Consider the following 16,965-nt stretch of genomic DNA (forward strand, 5'->3'; position numbering starts at 1 on the left):
GCGTGTCCCCGCCCGAATTCCCCTCGCCCCGCCTCCGCTTCGGGCTCGCGCTCGTGCTGCTCGCGGCGATCGTCGCACTGCTGATTCCCCTTGGCATGCGTGCCGCCTCCGCCGCCGAACTTGGCGCCGGGTATTCCAATTCGAACGGCACCTTCATCGGCGCGATGCGCTACGACGACGAAAATGCCTACTGCATCGAACTCAGCAAGCCCCGGCCAGTCGGCAAGCCCACGCGCCCGCTCGGACGCGACGAGCCTGTGCCAGCTGCGGTTTCGTCACTCTCGGCCACCGAGCGTGCCCAACTGCACTGGGCGGTCAGCAACTCCGGCACCTCGAGCGACCCGACCGTGACAACCGCAGTGGCGATGCTCGTGTGGTCGGTCGCCGACGACAGGCACTATCCCGGCGACCAGCACTACTACGCGAAGATGCCACAGGCCACCGCTGCCGCGGTCGCCGAACAGCTCGAGCAACTTCGNCCGAGCTCGCGAAGGTGCAGGTGATCGAGCGCCCCACAGCGGTGCAGGTTACGGTCGTGCGCCTCGATGATGGTGTTCACGTGCAAGTGCCGAAAGTGGGCACGGGCGTGCACGTGACGCTGTCGCTCGAAGCCGCAAGTGTCGACGGCGCCTCGGTCGTCGCACTCGATGGCGGGCGATCGCACGACCTCCTCGTCAAGCACGACACCCGCAAACCCGAGGTAATCGCCGACGTGAGCACCGCGCCCGCCGCGGGCTACGCGACCTCCGAGTTGCGTGTGCTCGTCACCGAGGGCCGGCAGTTGCTGATTCAGGCGAGCCAGGCCGCGTGGCCGCAAGCGAGCGACCGCCTCGGCATCGGCGTGATTACGAACAAGACCAGGGTGCCCGAGACGACCTCGCCCGCCCCAGGCGGTTCGACGACGAAGCCCTCGCTTGTTGGCAAACCGAGCACGGTAGCCCCAACCCCCACCGCCACACCCACGCCTGCGCCGACCCCCGCAGCGCCGGGCACACAGCCGCCCACGGCGACCCCAACCCCCACTCTGACTCCAGCTCCAACACCCACGAAGACGCCGGTGGCTCCCCCGGCGCCACCCGCGCCGGTCGAGACGCCAGCAACGCCGCCGACTGAAACTCCCACGGTGACGCCTACGGCAACACCAACACCGACAGCCACCCCGACGCCAACGCCAAGCGACGCACCGACAGGCTCGCCCATGCCGTCACCGACCGAGGTTCACGATGACGCGACAACGCCAGCGCCCGCACCCGAAGACGACACACCGCGGCTCGCCGAGACCGGCACGAAGCCGGGAATCTGGTTCGGTGTGGCCGGTGCCGGGCTCGCGCTGATCGGGCTCGGTGGTTGGTTCATCGCCCGCGACCGGCAGCGGCGCGAGGCGACGAGCTGGTAGCAGCGTTCGACTGACCCAGGCGGGTGCATCCCCTGCGCTTAGGCGCGAGGGTGCGCCCGCTTATAGGTCTCGCGGAGTCGCTCGGCTGAGACGTGCGTGTAGATCTGCGTCGTGCCGAGATCGGCGTGGCCGAGGTACTCCTGCACCCCGCGCAAGTCAGCGCCGCCGTCGAGCAGATGGGTCGCCGCCGTATGCCGGAACGTGTGGGGCCCCGACGGCCCCTGGCCCGGGGCGAGCTGTAAGAGTTGGCGGCTCAGCTCGTACACGCTGCGCGAGTTGAGGCGGCCCCCGCGGGCACCGAGAAAGAGCGCATCACCCGATGACTCGACCGCGAGCGCAGCGCGTCCTCGGTCGAGCCAGGCGTCGATGGCCCGGGCCGCTGGTTGTCCGTAGGGAATGACTCGTTCGACGTTGCCCTTGCCGATGACCCGCACGAGGCTCGCCGACGGGGTGAGCGAGTCGAGATTGAGGGCGCAGAGTTCAGAGACACGCATGCCTGTCGCGTAGAGCAGTTCGACGATCGCGAGGTCGCGAAGCGCGCTCGGCTCGTCTGAGTCGGCCCGGTCACGCAGCGACGCGAAGATGTCGTCCATCTGTCCCTCGCTGACGAGACGCGGCAGCGAGCGGCCCACCTTCGGCGACTTCAGCCGGCGGGCCACGTCGTCGCCGCGGCCAGTCGAGTGACACCAAGCGGTGAACCGACGAGCGACGGATGCGCGGCGCGCGATCGTCGCGGCGGCGTGCCCCTGCTCATTCTCGCGCCAGAGCCAGTCGCGAAAGTCCTCGAGCGTGAGTTCGCTCGTGTCAACCGGCCCCGCGGCCTCGACGGAGTCAGCGAAGCGAGTGAGGTCGCCGTGCGCGGCCCGGCAGGTGTTTGGCGACCGGCCAAACTCGCGGTCAAGTGCGAGGACGTAGTCCTCGATCGCCTCCCGGAGTTCTGCCATGCCGCCATCGTAGTTGTGGCGGCATGGCAGCCCGGGGCTAGGACACGCGCCGCCAGCCGGTGTCACTGAGGTCGGCGCGACCGAGCAGCTCGAGTTCCGCGAGACCGGCCCGGGTGTCGGTGAGGCTAAGGCCAGCGAGCGCCGCGAGCTCGGCTTCGCCGTTGCCGCGTCGGGGCCGAAGCGCGTCGAGCACCCGTACCGCCTCGTCGCTGAGCCGCGGTGAGAGTTCGACTACCTCGAGAAGCGGCACGTGGGAATCCGACGCACCGACTTGGTTCTCGCCGCCGGGAAACAGCCCACCATCGGAGCAGCCGAGGCGCCATAGCTCGACCGCATCGTCGCCCGAGCAGATCATGGTGGCGGCGCCCTCGCGGATCAGGCGGTGGCAGCCGACCGACGTCGCCGAGGTGATGGCGCCGGGCACCGCACCAAGCTCGCGGCCGAGCGCGCTCGCGTGGTTCGCGGTGTTCAGTGCACCGGAGCGCGCCCCGGCCTCGACGACGATGGTCGCAGGTGCGAGCGCCGCGATGAGTCGGTTACGCTGCAAAAATCGCCACTTGGTCGGCGCCTGGCCGCAGGGTGCCTCCGAGACGACGAGCCCGCCCTGGGCGAGCAACCGTTGAAATAGTTCGCTGTTGCCCGCCGGATACAAGCGGTCGACCCCGCCCGCGAGCACGGCGACGGTGTCGGCCTCGCTCGCGAGCGCGACGCGATGCGCCTGGGCGTCGATGCCGTAGGCACCGCCCGAGACGATCGACAGCCCGGCGCCGGCGGCCGCGACGACAAGTTCGCCGGTGACGTTGTTGCCGTACTCGGTGCTCGCCCGCGAGCCGACGACGGCGAGGTTGCGCGCATCCCGGTGCAGGGCGTCGAGCCGGCCGCGCGTCCAGAGCCCAACAGCCGTGTGCACGCCCAGATCGTCGACCTGCGTTGGCCAACTCGGGTCGCTCGGCACCAAGAACCGGGCGCCGACCTTGGTCGCCGCGCGCACGAGCGGCACGACGTGCTCGTAGGTAAGCCGGGGTCGCCAGCGGGCGATGGCGCCCGACCAGTTGCGCGAGCGGGCCTCGAGCGGGTCGGCCGCGTGCATCCGCTGCAGCACCATGTCGCTCCACCCCGCGATGAGGTCGAAGATGCACTCGACCCCGAGGGTGTCGCGCAGCACGCCGGCGTCGCCGTCACCCGGCTCGACGATGCAGCTCCAGCAGATGCGTGCCGTGATGTCGGCGAGGTCATCGTTCTGCGCGGAGCGGAGTTCGCGCACGAGCGGTGCAAGTCGGCGATAGGCATTGGACATAGGGGCTCCTTGACGTGCGATTACGCGTCGACCGACGACGCGACGCGGGTGCGGTAGAAGAGGGCCTCGGCGATATGGCCGCGGTCGGGGCGGGCCACGCCCGCGAGGTCGGCGAGGGTCCACGCGACGCGCTGCGCGCGGGCGTAACCGCGCATCGTGATCTGACCGCGGCTCAGCGCCTGGTCGAGCGGCTCGGAGGCACCCGGCTCGCAGCGCAGGCTCGCCTGCCGCAGCAGCGCGCCGTCGAGTTGCGCGTTCGCGCGCACGCCGAACGCGGCGAGACGATGCCGAGCCCTATCGCGGGCGGCGCGAACATCGGCCGCCGCCGATTCGGTAGTGACGCTGCCGCGCTCGCCAGCGGCAGCCAGTCGCGCCGTCGCGGTCGAGACGCGTTCGACGCGCAATTGCAGGTCGATGCGGTCGAGCAGCGGGCCGCTGAGCCGCTGCAAGTAGTTGCGCTGCATCGTCGGGGTGCAGTGGCACTCGAGCCCGCGCACTCCCGCGTTGCCGCAGGGGCACGGGTTCGCCGCGAGCACGAGTTGCGGGTTCGCCGGGTAGGTCACAGTGCTGCGCACGCGGTGAATCGTGATCGACCCCGACTCGAGCGGCTGTCGCAGCGAGTCGAGCACCCGGCGGGGAAACTCGGGGGCCTCGTCGCCGGATAGAAAGCACACCCCTACGGAAGGGTCTATTATAACGGAACTGCGCAGATAAGCCAGGATGCATCCTCCGAGGGCAAGACTGAGCGGTTCCACCACACTCTGACTGACGGCTGGGCCCACGCCCGCTCGGCACACCCAGAGCCTTGCGGGGCGGCTATGCTGGGGACAGTAGGGCTTGGGCGGCGCAGCCAAAGGTCGTCGTTCAGATCCGGCACCGAAAGAGAGCGCGCCATTGAAACTTTCACGGCTGAAGGTCGAAAACTATCGGCGCCTCCAGGATTTCGAGATCGATATCCGCTCTCATCTCGTCCTGGTTGGCGCCAATGATGTCGGTAAATCGTCGCTGCTTCGTATCATCGATTTGACCCTCGGGGCAAGTGTCGCCCAACTTTATGCATCCCTGTCGGTCGACGATCTTCGCGATACAACGGAGCCCATGGTAGTCGAGATTGAGCTGACCGGGTTTAGCGCCGACGACCGCGCTCTCTTCCCCGATGAGATCAACGCCGTCACGGACTCCCTAATGATTCAGCTTCGCGTAGACGTAGACGAGAAGGAAACGGTCAGCATTGACCGCGTGGCTCCCGAAGGTGGAACCGGGCGTCAGCTCTCTCGTGACCAGCTCGCCGCACTAGGTTGGAAATTCCTCAGCGCAACAGCGCAGACACGCGACCTGCGGGACGATCGCCGAAACCCAGTCAACGAGATGCTCGGGGCACTCGAACTCGGTGACGAACAGGAGGCCTTCGCGTCCGTCGCAGAGCTATTCCAACAGAAGCTGGATGGTTCAGAGCTACTGAAGAATCTCCGAGAGCAACTCGCCGGTCAACTCTCAAAGGCCTTGCCACAGAAAGTAGCTACGGATAGCCTCGCCTTTGTTAGCGGCGCAGAAGCCGATGACGACGTTCTGAGTGATGTCCGTCTGCAGGTAACCAAGGCAGGAACCCCGCATAATCTGTCGGAGCAGTCAGATGGATCACGCGCACTTTATGCCATTGCATTGTACGACCTGATGAGCGTCGGAGCGAACGTCGTTGGAATTGACGAGCCGGAGATCCATCTCCACCCGACTTCGCAGCGTAGCTTGGCGCGACTCCTCCGTGAAAGCAGGAGTCAGAAAGTTATTGCGACACACTCGTCCGACATCGTCGGCGCATTCGACGTTTCAGATGTCGTCGTTATGCGCGCCGGCGGCGAGGCCGTGCAGTCAAACCGCGACTTTCTCAGCGATGATGAGCGCACGATGGTCCGTTGGTGGGTGCGAGACAAATTGGAGCCGTTGACGTCAAGAAGGATCGTGACGGTAGAAGGTCTTTCTGATCGGATTCTGGTCGAACGGGTCGCCGAGTTGACTGACCGCCACTTGGATCGCCTAGGGATCTCGGTAATCGAGACGGATGGTAGCGCTGAGATCAAGCCGATCGCGAAGCTATTCGGCCCAGATGGTTTCCGGATTCCTGTTTCCCGCCTCATTGATAACGATGCGACTGCCAAGCTTGCGGATGCACTGGAGGTGCCGGAAGAAGACCTCGACAAGCACTCAGTGCACGTCTCAATGATCGATCTTGAAGACGAATACGTTTCAGCGCTCGGCGCAACCGCCGTGCACAGCGCATTGGAAGGTTGCGGCCATTTCAGCCGCAACGAGCTCGCTAACATCAAAGCAACCGGCACCGACGGAAAGCCGACCAATGCCGACGTTGCTCAATTCTGCCGAAAGAACAAGTACAAGGTGCGTTCCGCTCTTGCTGTACTTCCGCTCCTGACGACGGAGAACGCATCCTCGATCGAAAGCATTGAATCCCTTCTGAGCGAAATCACGTCATAGATGATTACGCCCACGCCTTCCCAAATCAAGATTCGAGACCACATGGCCCGCGACCTCCTCGTGGTTGCGCCTGCGGGCTGCGGTAAAACCGAAGCACTCGCGCTTCGCATCGATGGCCTCCTGCGGCGAGGCGATGTGGAATTGCCACGCAAGATCCTAGTAGTGACGTTCTCGAACCGCGCAAAGGACAACATCCGCGATCGGCTACGTGCTTATCTCGGCGCGACGCATCTCCGTGACCACGTCACCGTTGTGAACTTCCACGGGCTTTCAGCTCGCATATTCAAAGCGCACGCTAACGCCATCGGTCTCAACCCGAGCATGACTCTCCCCGAGAGCGACTGGGTAAGAGAAGAATGCAATCGCAAAGGCCTTGAATACCCGGCAGCTAAGCGAGCTCAAGATGCACTCCGCGCTGCGAAACTCGAACCCCGCACGGATTCAGACATCGAAGAATACCTAGTACAGAACCGCGAAATCAACGCGCTGGAAATTGAGCGGGATCGGGTCGCCGATGCTCGATTGACGTACGATGACCTGCCCCGTGTCGCCGAGCTGATATTGGCAGACGACCGCGTCGCCGACCTCTATCGAGAGCACTTCGGCGCCCTCATCGTCGACGAGTTTCAGGACCTAACACCGCAGCAACTCCGGATCGTCAACAGAATCGGATACAGGCGCACCACCTATGCGGGTGACCTTGCGCAGGGCATCTACGGTTTCACCGGCGCGAAACCGACCGAGATACATCGGCGTATCGCAGAAGAATGCACGACAACAGTGACATTCGCCGAGTCGCATCGTTCGTCGCCCGCCGTTTTGGCCGCGGTCAACTCGCTAATTCCGCTGACCGGCGGCACTCCTCTTACAGCTGCTGACGAAGCTTCGTGGCCCGGTGGTGGCCTGTTTGCCACTGCTCGATTCAAAACTGCAGAGGATGAAGCCGACTGGATCGCAAACCTAACTGGGAGGCTCACTTCGAAGGTTCCGCACCACCGAATCGGCATCATGGCGCGAACCGAGAAGCGGCGTAAATTCGTTGAGGCGGCCCTGGACGGTATAGGTGTCGACTACATGCGCTGGGACGATGGGGTGCTCGACACCGACACAGCCCGGGCGATGAGGTCGCTGCTCGGCCATTTCAACCTGACGGCCTACGAGCGGGCAGAAAGCAAGATCTCTTTTCTCCGGGAATCGTCCGGCCTAGAGGAGATCGCGGAGTCCTCTACGCGGCAAAGTCTCGGCGAGGCGCTTGGTTGGTGTTACGAGCTACTCCGTGACGGAATTCCTCCAAGCGAGATTCTCGCGCGCATCAAGGTTGGCAATGGCGACACGCTAGTCACCAAACCTGGTGTGCATGTGCTCAATGGACACGTAGGTAAAGGGCAGCAGTTCGACTGGGTGATGATCGTCGGCGCAGAGGACGGTTCAATACCATTTTACCTCGCAAAGACGGCAGAGGAGCGGGCCGAAGAGGCGAGAATTTTGTCGGTTATGATTTCCCGCGCCCGGCATGGAGTATTCGTCACATACGCCAACGAGGTTCAGATCACGCCGACGTGGCGCAAATCTCAGAACGCATCGCCTTATTTTAATGAACTGTCGGCTGCTAAACCGCTTGGCGGGCAGGACCTTTGGGACTGGCTACGCGACGCAGATTGGAACGCAATAGCAGCGAGGTAGGGATCTTGAACGGAGTCCCAGGACGCCGCGGTGTTCGATCTCTATTATCTCTCAATCACCTCAATTTTGGTCAACGCTCCCTCGCGATATCCAACTGACCACGAGGATGGCGCGACTACGGTTCTTTGTGCACTGCCATTACAGGCCGAGTTGGTGAGTCGCTTGGACGGCGGGGCGCTCACGCACGTCCTCGGTGGTCGGGCGGGTCAGTGTTCGTAGTGCTGTTTCGGCCCGGGCGTGGTCGATTCTCTGCGCCGTGCCTTGCGGCGGGGCTCCGAGCGGCTCGGTGCCGGTGATCTGGTAGCGGTCACGGTAGGCGGCGACGACCAGGGCGCGGCGTCGCCACTGCTGCCGCCCCCGCCCATCGGCTGGGATCGGACCGAGTGCCGTTGTCCATGGCTCTTGCGTGTGGAGGGCGGTGTCGAGGACGGCTTCTGCTCGGGTTTCGATGAGGTGTCGGCGCTCGGTCAGGGCTTGTTGCATGTCGGGGGTCATGGGGCCGGTGGCTTCGGGGATCAGCCCGGCGATGAGGCGCGGGGCCTGGCGGGTGCGGCCGGAGCCGGCGGGGCGGGTGGTGGCGTGGGTGAGGCGGTGGTGGATGACGGAGGCGATGTCGTCGGCGTCGGCGAATCCGCGAGCCTTGATGAGGCGTGGCAGGAGGGTGTCGACGTTGTGGTGGTTGGCTTCGGCCCGGCGCAGTTCCGCAGTCAACGCGCCGAAGGCGTCGGAGTCGATCACGGCGTCTGCTTGGTCGGTGGTCAGGCCGCTGGTCGTGACGAGGGTGGTCCAGCGGTCGTGTTGGGCTGCGGCGGCGATGGTTTCGTATTCGGCGGCGAGTTGGGCGATCGAGCCCCACCGGTCCTGCTCGGCGGTGATGGTCTCGTGCGCCGACAGCTCAGCACCGCTGTGTTGGAGCACGCCGTAGAGGACCGTGCGGGCGGTCGCGTCCGGGTTGTCGCCCGGATGCGCGGTGGCGTGGTCGTCGGAGCGGTCGAGGATGACGTAGGCATGGTTCGATTCGCGTCCGCGCGTCATCGCGACATACAGGTTCTCCCTCGTGGTGGTGGGTTCGACGAGGACGTGGGCGGTGTCGGTGGTGATGCCTTGGGCGCGGTGGGCGGTGACGGCGTAGCCGAGGTCGACGTGCTCGGCCACGTAGTCGGCGGGCAGGACGATGCTGTTGCCGAACCGGGCCCCGGGTGGGCGGATCGTGACCGACCCGTCGTCATGCACGGCGGTGATGGTCCAGGTTTGGCCGTTGCGGACCCAGCCGTGCCGGTTCCGCAGCCGCCGGTCGTTGCGGCGGGTGNCACGCCCGCTGCCGATCCGTCGGACAGGGTGATTTCGGGGCCGGGCTTCAGCGTGCCGTCGAGGATGAGGTCGGCGCGGGCGCGGACGTTGAGGGCGGTGACGTTCTCGCGGGTTTCGGCGATCAGCACCGACGCCAAACCCTGCTGTCGGTCTCGGTGCCAGGCGGTGTAGGCGGCATCGGTCATGGCCTCGGCGTCACCGTCATGGATGCGATGGTGGTCGAGGTAGGTGTCGATGACCGGGGTGCGGCCGTGCCGCAGCTCCAGGGACGCGGTCTTCTCCCAGACGTGGGTGAAGCGGTGGACATCGACCAGTTCGGGGGCATCGTCGCGGTCGTGGATCAACAGGCTGAACGCACCGCCAGCGTCGACGGACTGGAGCTGTGCGTAGTCACCGACCAACAGCACCTTCGCCCCCGCTTCCTCGGCTGCCTGCGTGATCCGATCCAAGGACAGGGTGCCGGCGAGGGAGGCTTCGTCGATGATGACCAGCTGCCCGGCCTGGAAGGTAGCGCCGGTGTGTTGGTGGGTGGTCCACCACTTCGCCGTATTCTCCGTGGCGATCCCCAGATCATCGGCCAGCACCTGCGCCGCCACCGCCGACNCGCCAGCCCCACCACCGACCCAGCACCATGCGAGGCCTCCCACGCCCGGCGCAAGGCGTTCATCGCGGTCGTCTTCCCGGCCCCCGCCGGCCCCACCAACACATCCACCACCCGGCCCGACACCGCGACCGACGCCAAAGCAGCTGCCTGGTCGGGACCGAGCACCCGCCCCTCGGCATCAGGCTTGCTCGTGATGGTCTCGACGATAGCGAGGTCGATGCTCGGGCCGGTGGTGGTGCGGGCCCGTTGCAGGAGGCGGTCCTCTGCCGCGAGGAGGGTGTCGGAGGAGAACTCGGTCGAGTGCTTGGGCCGAAACACCGAGGTGCCATCGGGACGGCGGAACTCCACCGGACTGGTCACGAGCTCGGGTGGGGTCAGGCGCAGGGACGCCTGTTCGGCAGCGTCAGCAACCATGGCGGTGATGACTTCGCGGTCCTCGACGGTGGCGAACCGCCACCCCATCGTCTGGCGCGCGGCTTCGGCCATCAGGTTCCAGCGCCGCCACGTCGAACGCTTCTCACCAACCACTTCAACCACCGACCGCCCCACCTGCCCGGTCAGATCCAACGGCACATCATCAGCCNAGCAACTGCCGCTCCCCCGCCGTGACGCTCCGCGCCCACGCGGTGGCATCCGTGCCGAGCTGCTGGCTGGCGCGGGTGCGCCACTCGGCTGTTAGCTCCGCCAAGGATCGGACCTGCTTCTCTGGGCGGGTCGCGAGCGTGGCCTGGGCGCGCAACCGGATCACGGTGGCATCGGATGGCTGCCGTCCGTGGGTGGCCACGTACTCGGCCACCAGCCGGTCCTTCTCCACCTCGATCTGCCGCGCCCGCGTGGAGAACTCCGCCACCAGCTGTTCGGGGACGTCGGTGATTGCCCAGGACGGGTTGCGGTCGCGGCCCATCTCCCGCGGCTCCCAGCTCACGCCGAAGGTGCGGGTCATGTGATCGGCGAACACGGCCTCGTGCAGCTCCGACAACGCGACCACCGCGGCATGCATTGGACGCCCATCCAAACTCCGCCACTTCCCATCCAACACCGTGCGGACCTTGTTGCTGATCACCACATGCGAATGCAAGTGCGGGTCCCCGGCACGGGAATCGAAGTGATCGAACGCCGTCGCGATCAAACCGGTGACGTCGACCTGTGCAACTGCGCCATCACCAGCGGTTGCACCGGTGCGGGTGGCTGCAACCTCGCGCTCCACGAACGCAACCACCGCCGCAACCGCCTCATGATGGGCTTGCGCAATCAACGCCTGCGTCCCCGCGTCCGCAACCGCCCACAACACCGACGCCGACTTCGGCACACTGAACGTGAAATCAAACCCCGCCACCGCACGCCGCGACCCCCGCGCAGCCTCCTCCGCCTCAATCTGCGCAACGACCCGCCCCCGCTCCACCGCCCCCAGGGCAGGGTCCAGCTGCGCGACACGGTCCGCGACACGCTCCGCCCTCGAGCTGTACACCGGATAAGCACGGCCCAACGGCACACCAGTAATCGGATCCCGCCCCATCCCCACCAACAACTGGAGCTGCGCTTCCGACACCTGCGCACCCGGAGCGAGTTCACCGTGCCCCAGAGCGGTGACGCCGGAGCCGAGCCAGTGTCCGGGTGGGGTTCCAGCCTCGGCGTAGTAGCGGGTCAACGGCGTCGACAGCGACCGGTCACCATCGCCAGCCGCCACGGTGCGCAGCAGGTACTTGTAGCCGTCACCAGCAGACATCACCCGCATCGACACCGTCACCCAAACCACCCCTCACCTGCTCGTCACACAGGTGAGCTGGCAGCCTCCCAACCTCGATCTGCAAGACGCGTGGCAGATCTGTCGAGGTCTCTCATGAAACGAATCTCGATGATGCCGAGGCTCTGCGGCCGTGGGTTAGCTCGGGATTCGTACTGGCCAGCATTGATACGGATCTCCGCGTCTTTGAGCAGAGACGGGATATTGAGTCGCTGACCGGCAGCGGGGTCACCTACGCTGGTGGGCATGTTGTTCTACGGCACTGCTTCGCTGCGTCTGCGCAGCTGCTAACAGCGGCGAGCACCCTCCACAGGTTGTTGCTCCCGCCCCGGTGATCACGGCCGGGCGGCTCTTTCAGCGTGCCCGGCTCCGCAACAACCACGGAGCAAACAGTGCCTACCTATCAAGGTGGCCGTCATGAGCACGGCCAGAACTTCCTGACTGACCCATCCACCATCGCCACGATCACACGGCTCGTGACCGCCACCGATGGCCCGATCATCGAGATCGGCCCCGGTGATGGAGCACTCACCACCCCGCTGGCCCAGCTCGGGCGACCGGTCACAGCCGTCGAGATCGACACCCGGCTCGCCCGACGCTTGGCCCAACGGCTCCCGTCGCACGTGGAGGTCGTCGCCGACGACTTCCTGACCTACCGGCTTCCAACATCTGCGCATGTGCTCGTCGGCAACCTGCCGTTTCACCAGACCACGGCCATACTGCGCCGCATCCTGCACTCCCCGGCATGGACCGATGCAATCGTGCTCGTGCAATGGGAAGTCGCGCGGCGCAGAGCGGGCGTCGGCGGTGCCACGATGATGACCGCGCAATGGGCGCCTTGGTTCGAGTTCACGCTGCACAGTCGTGTTCCCGCTCGCGCGTTCACCCCGCGTCCGGGAGTCGACGGCGGAATCCTCACCATCCACCGTCGCGAACATCCGCTGCTGTCCCCGACACGGCGACGCCACTTCCATGCCCTGGTCCACCGCGTCTACACCGGCCCCGGCCGCGGGCTTGCCCAAATCCTCGCGCGCACCACCTCACTCGGGTCACCACAGACCGCACAGGCGTGGCTGACACGCCACGGCATGACCGCTGCAGGACTCCCGAAGGACCTGCCCGTCGAGGCATGGGTGGACTTGTTCAAGACCACCGGTTCTTCACCGCCTGCACACCGTGCGCAGACGCAGCAGGTGAAGTCAAGGAGACGCCGTCGATGACCATCGCAGCGCGGCGCCAGGCCTGCCGCTACACGTCAACAGCTAGGAGTGCCACGGAGCACCGTTCCGGTGAAACTTCCACAGAACTGGCAGCGCGGCTGCTCGCAGAAGCACCTCAACGGGATTGGCGACTCCGTGACCTTGCCGCGCTGGTTCACCTCTCGGTGTCACAGCTGGGCAGAGCGTTCACACAACGATTCGGGATGCCGCCCATGCGGTACCTGGCTCACATTCGGGCCCATCGGCTGGCTCACCTTTTGGTCGAGACTGATCTTCCAATCGGCGTCGCCATGACAAAAGTCGGGTGGCGCAGCCGTGGGCATGCCGCACGACAGTTCACCGACGTCGTCGGGATCAGCCCGTCCGAATATCGGCGCACTGCGATTGGGCGCACTCTCACGGAGACCAGCCCGTGGCCATCAGCAACGCAGGGCAGCCCCGAATCAAAAGGCCCCCTCACGACAGGAGTGCTGTGAGGCCGTCGGAGAGAATCTCGCGTGGGCTGATGTGGTGCGTCGCGTGGAGCCGCGCATAGGTAGGAGCTTGGTCAGGGTCGATGGCGACGCGCTTCTCGTCAGACGCCATGGGTGCGGTCAGCGAGGCTCCGATCACCAGGTTGGACAATCGGTAGGCCGTTCCCAGCGGATCCGGGGTACCCGCTTGTTCGAGCAGGACGCACATCCGCTCGGAAAGGGCCAGGTACGCCGGGCCCCTGGGAGCGCGCATACCGATGACCTGACCGGCCCACCGGTGGGTCGTGAGGTGCGCGAAGAAGGCGTGCATCAGGGCAGGCAGGTCGGCGTTGCGGATCGACTCGGACATCACGGGATCGTCTGCAAGCGCTGTGTCGAGGGCGAGGTCGAACAGATCGTCGACGGATTCGACGCGCGAGTACAGGCTGGCTGGAGCGACACCCACCTGTTGCGCCACAGATCGCAGGGTGAGGGCCCTCAACCCGCCTTCGTCCAGCAGCCTCACCGATGCCCTCGCAACCTCCCCGATGTCCACTGCGCGGAGGCGTCGCACAGGTTTGCGGTGTTCCCAGTAGCTCACCCCACCAGCCTAACCAAACACGCTTCAGTTAGCTATCCATTCTATGTTAGGTTTAGCGCATGCTGGATGCCACCACCCTCCCGATCACCTTTGAGAACACTCGCCTACGCCCCCTCTCTGAGCTGGACGCAGACGCGTATGCAGCCGGCACCAAGGATGAAGCTGTGCGGCGCTTCGGCCACCTGCCCGAGTCCGACTACACCCCCGAGTCCGTGCGATGGATGATCCGTGACGAGGTTGCTGAGGGTCTGTCGTCCGGCACGCTGGCAGTCCTCGCACTTGCCGACGCCGAGACGGACCGGTTTGTGGGCTCCTTGGTGCTCTTCGACGTCAGCTCCGAGGCTGCCGAGGTCGGGTTCTGGATTCATCCGGATGCGCGGGGAGCAGGGCACGCTCGTCGGGGCGTGGAGTTGGCATCGCGCTTCGCACGCAACAGTGGACTGCGAACCTTGACAGCACGCACGCTCCTGGAGAACAAGGCCTCCCAGCGGTGCTTGACGAACGCAGGGTTCCGTGAGGTCGAGCGAGCCGTCGGGACCACGCCCGCAGGGCAGTGCGAGGAACTATTCCATTACCGGCGCGACCTCAAGCCCACCGCCCAGTGGCCGTTGGCGACGGAGCGGCTTCGGCTCCGTCCACATAACGCCGACGATGCCGAATGGCTTCACGAGCTGTACTCGCGACCCGACGTTGCCCGCTACCTGCTGGACGAGCCATGGACCGCGGAAGTCACCCACGACAAGCTCACAGAACGCCTAGCGAAGACTGACATCGATGGCGAGACTGGCGCGCTTGCGCTGGTCATCGAGCATGACGGCGTCCCGATCGGAGACGTCGCGTTGTGGCTCACCGATCACGAGCACCGTCAAGGCGAGATCGGGTGGGTTCTCGACCCGGCGCACGGTGGGCAAGGTTTCGCCAGCGAAGCCGTCCGAGCAGTGCTCGCCCTCGGGTTTGACCACTACCGGCTCCACCGCATCACCGCGCAGATGGATGCCCGAAACAGCGCCTCGGCAGCACTGGCTCGTCGTGTCGGGCTNCGGCTCGAAGCACATCACGTCCAGGACTGGTTCAGCAAGGGCGAATGGACCGACACCCTCATCTTCGCGCGACTTGCCTCCGAGCACATGCGCCAATGATCGGGAGTCTGACTTTCATGCTCCGTGTACGCGGCTCCCAAATCTACCGCAATCTACCGCGCTCTGACGACGTATCGGCATATTGAANAGGCTGAGATGACTCAAGATCCCCCTGCGCCGGCCTCGCAGCGAACACGGTGGTTCGTGCTCACCGCCGTCTCTCTCGGTTTGCTGCTTGCAACGGTCGACACTTCGATTCTCTACGTGGTCATGCCTCTTCTGACGGACGAGTTGTCGGCGAGCGTAAGTGAGTCACTGTGGATCATCAACATGTACCCCCTCGTCATGACTGGCCTACTGCTGGGCACCGGGACGCTCGGGGATAGGTTCGGACACAAGCTGGTGTTCCAGATTGGCATCAGCGCGTTCGGGATAGCTTCCCTACTCGCAGCCTTCTCTCCAAACGCGTGGGTGCTGATCGTCGCGCGGGCACTACTCGCGGTGGGCGCAGCACTGATGCTGCCCGCGACACTCGCGATCATCCGGTTCACGTTCGAGGACGAGGATGAGCGCAACGTCGCCATCGCTGTTTGGTCGAGTGTCTCGATCGGTGGCATTGCCTTCGGTCCGCTCGTTGGAGGCCTGCTCCTGGAGTGGTTCTGGTGGGGCTCGGTCTTCCTCATCAACGTCCCCTTTGCCCTCGTGGCCTTCCTGTTGGCGGCCATGTACGCGCCAGCGGCTCGCGCATCGGCAAGAACGTCCTGGGACTTGCTGTCATCTGTGCTGGCGCTCGTTGGGTTGACTGGCCTAGTCGCAGCGATCAAGCAGGGTGCCGTATCGGCCCCCTCCGGCGCGTTCATTACAGGGGCACTTGCGACGAGTTTCGTCTGCTTCTGGTGGTTCGCACGACGGCAGCGGAGACTCCCAACACCGCTCCTGGATTTCTCGGTCTTCCGCAGCCGATCGGTCGTTGCCGGTGTCTTGGCAGCAGGGCTGGCTACATTCGTCTTTGCCGGAGTTGGGGCGGTGACTTCTCAGCACTTCCAGCTGGTTCGTGGATTCTCACCCCTGCAGAGCGGACTCCTGTTGGCCGCGATCGCGGCGGGCGCGACGGTGACCTCCCTCCTTGCGGGTTCAGTGCTTTCCCGAGTCGGGCCGCGTCGCCTGCTCGGCGCTGGCTGTGTTGTTGCGGGCGGGGGTTATGCACTGGCAACCCTGGTTCTGAAGGCGAACTTGTGGATGTTCGCGGTCAGCCTGTTCCTCGCGGGCACAGGAATTGGAGTCCTGATCACAGTGGCTTCCTCCACGATCATTTCCAACGTGTCTGCTGATCGGGCCGGGATGGCCTCCGGCGTCGAGGAAGTGTCATACGAGTTCGGCAGCCTGATCTCCGTCACGTTGCTAGGCAGCATCTACGCGGCGTTCATGGCCCGTGAACCCTCCTGTGGGACTGAGGGGTACCAGGTTTCGCTGGCGCTCGCAGCGGCTGCATGCCTTGTCGGGTTCATGGGCATCGCCCTCCTCTTGCGCAGTGATCGAGCCCTGTCGCGCTAAGCACTCGACCTCCACGCGGATGGGTCTTCGGAGGCTCCCATGAGTCGCAACCGCATGGGGTCTCTACGTCAAGTGGCGGAACCTGACCCTGCTGAGATTGCTGCATCACTACTCAACGACTGGCCGGAAGTGCAATGGACTCTGGACTCACTGGCAAGAGAGGTGCACATTTCGCCGTCTCAGTTGGGTAGAGTTTTCGCGCGACGGTACGGGATCAGCCCGATGAAGTACCTGACGCGGGTTCGCTGCGTTCAGCTCGCGACACTGCTCGCGCGCAGCCGACGTCCTGTCGGTGAACTGATGCACGAGGTGGGATGGCGCAGCCGAGGCAATGCTGCGCGACAATTTCGACGCATCACTGGCCTCCTTCCTACTGAGTACCGTGACCAGTCTCAGCAACGCGCTCGGCCCGTTACACCCCTCACTGATGGGCACGCCAAGTGCCCGCGCTGTGGCCAAGAAGTCGAGATCGCTTCAGTGTTGATGATTCCAAACGCCGCTTCCTTGTGACGATTCTGCTCATCTTCGGAAGCAACGCATGGCCTGATCTCAGCGCACCTGCTAGGCCGGGTATGACACGTCGGGTTCGT

The 16,965-nt window shown here is 65.1% G+C and carries 12 protein-coding genes and 1 pseudogene; 8 read left to right on the forward strand and 5 right to left on the reverse strand.

Annotated features, from left to right (window positions below; all coding sequences use genetic code 11):
• Positions 1-499: 499 nt before the first annotated feature.
• Positions 500-1,396: an LPXTG cell wall anchor domain-containing protein gene (locus ID132_RS14890; protein ID WP_211198356.1), complete on the forward strand. Its 897-nt coding sequence runs from the start codon at positions 500-502 to the stop codon at positions 1,394-1,396.
• A gap of 38 nt (positions 1,397-1,434) precedes the next feature.
• Here the strand turns inward: ID132_RS14890 and ID132_RS09050 are convergent, their stop codons facing one another.
• The 3 genes from ID132_RS09050 to ID132_RS09060 are packed head-to-tail and all read right to left on the reverse strand — an operon-like array spanning position 1,435 to position 4,311.
• On the reverse strand, positions 1,435-2,340 hold the full coding sequence (locus ID132_RS09050; RefSeq protein WP_125107904.1) for a tyrosine recombinase XerC: 906 nt from the start codon (positions 2,338-2,340) through the stop codon (positions 1,435-1,437).
• 37 nt (positions 2,341-2,377) lie between these two features.
• Complete coding sequence (gene dprA / locus ID132_RS09055) at positions 2,378-3,637, reverse strand: DNA-processing protein DprA (protein WP_125107903.1); 1,260 nt, start codon at positions 3,635-3,637, stop codon at positions 2,378-2,380.
• A 20-nt stretch (positions 3,638-3,657) separates the two neighbouring features.
• On the reverse strand, positions 3,658-4,311 hold the full coding sequence (locus ID132_RS09060; RefSeq protein WP_328744049.1) for an ATP-binding protein: 654 nt from the start codon (positions 4,309-4,311) through the stop codon (positions 3,658-3,660).
• Positions 4,312-4,474: 163 nt separating this feature from the next.
• On the opposite strand from ID132_RS09060, the gene ID132_RS09065 reads away from it, so the two are divergent.
• Positions 4,475-6,127: an ATP-dependent nuclease gene (locus tag ID132_RS09065; RefSeq protein ID WP_211198357.1), complete on the forward strand. Its 1,653-nt coding sequence runs from the start codon at positions 4,475-4,477 to the stop codon at positions 6,125-6,127.
• Positions 6,128-7,810 (forward strand): UvrD-helicase domain-containing protein, encoded by a 1,683-nt coding sequence (locus tag ID132_RS09070; RefSeq protein WP_193128407.1) that lies wholly within the window; start codon positions 6,128-6,130, stop codon positions 7,808-7,810.
• Positions 7,811-7,948: 138 nt separating this feature from the next.
• Here the strand turns inward: ID132_RS09070 and mobF are convergent.
• Positions 7,949-11,460, reverse strand: a pseudogene (mobF, locus tag ID132_RS09075) (MobF family relaxase).
• Between the two features lie 401 nt (positions 11,461-11,861).
• Here mobF and erm point away from each other — a divergent pair.
• Entirely contained in the window at positions 11,862-12,689 is an 828-nt protein-coding gene (erm, locus tag ID132_RS09080) for a 23S ribosomal RNA methyltransferase Erm (protein ID WP_193128455.1), read from the forward strand.
• Positions 12,686-13,165, forward strand: a complete 480-nt coding sequence (locus ID132_RS09085) for a helix-turn-helix transcriptional regulator (protein WP_235988441.1) — start codon at positions 12,686-12,688, stop codon at positions 13,163-13,165. Before erm ends, ID132_RS09085 begins: the two co-directional genes overlap by 4 nt.
• Here ID132_RS09085 and ID132_RS09090 read toward each other — a convergent pair.
• Positions 13,146-13,742 (reverse strand): TetR/AcrR family transcriptional regulator, encoded by a 597-nt coding sequence (locus tag ID132_RS09090; protein WP_311197682.1) that lies wholly within the window; start codon positions 13,740-13,742, stop codon positions 13,146-13,148. The genes ID132_RS09085 and ID132_RS09090 overlap by 20 nt on opposite strands.
• Before the next feature lie 59 nt (positions 13,743-13,801).
• Between ID132_RS09090 and ID132_RS09095 the strand changes: the two genes are divergently transcribed.
• The 3 genes from ID132_RS09095 to ID132_RS15285 all read left to right on the forward strand — a co-directional run bounded on the left by ID132_RS09095 (position 13,802) and on the right by ID132_RS15285 (position 16,885).
• Positions 13,802-14,881: a GNAT family N-acetyltransferase gene (locus tag ID132_RS09095; RefSeq protein WP_193128409.1), complete on the forward strand. Its 1,080-nt coding sequence runs from the start codon at positions 13,802-13,804 to the stop codon at positions 14,879-14,881.
• Between the two features lie 144 nt (positions 14,882-15,025).
• Positions 15,026-16,375, forward strand: a complete 1,350-nt coding sequence (locus ID132_RS09100) for an MFS transporter (protein WP_193128410.1) — start codon at positions 15,026-15,028, stop codon at positions 16,373-16,375.
• 54 nt (positions 16,376-16,429) lie between these two features.
• Entirely contained in the window at positions 16,430-16,885 is a 456-nt protein-coding gene (locus ID132_RS15285; protein WP_413229365.1) for a helix-turn-helix domain-containing protein, read from the forward strand.
• The last annotated feature ends 80 nt before the right edge of the window (positions 16,886-16,965 follow it).

It is taken from the genome of Gulosibacter sediminis, from assembly GCF_014904065.1.
Taxonomy (GTDB): domain Bacteria; phylum Actinomycetota; class Actinomycetes; order Actinomycetales; family Microbacteriaceae; genus Gulosibacter; species Gulosibacter sediminis.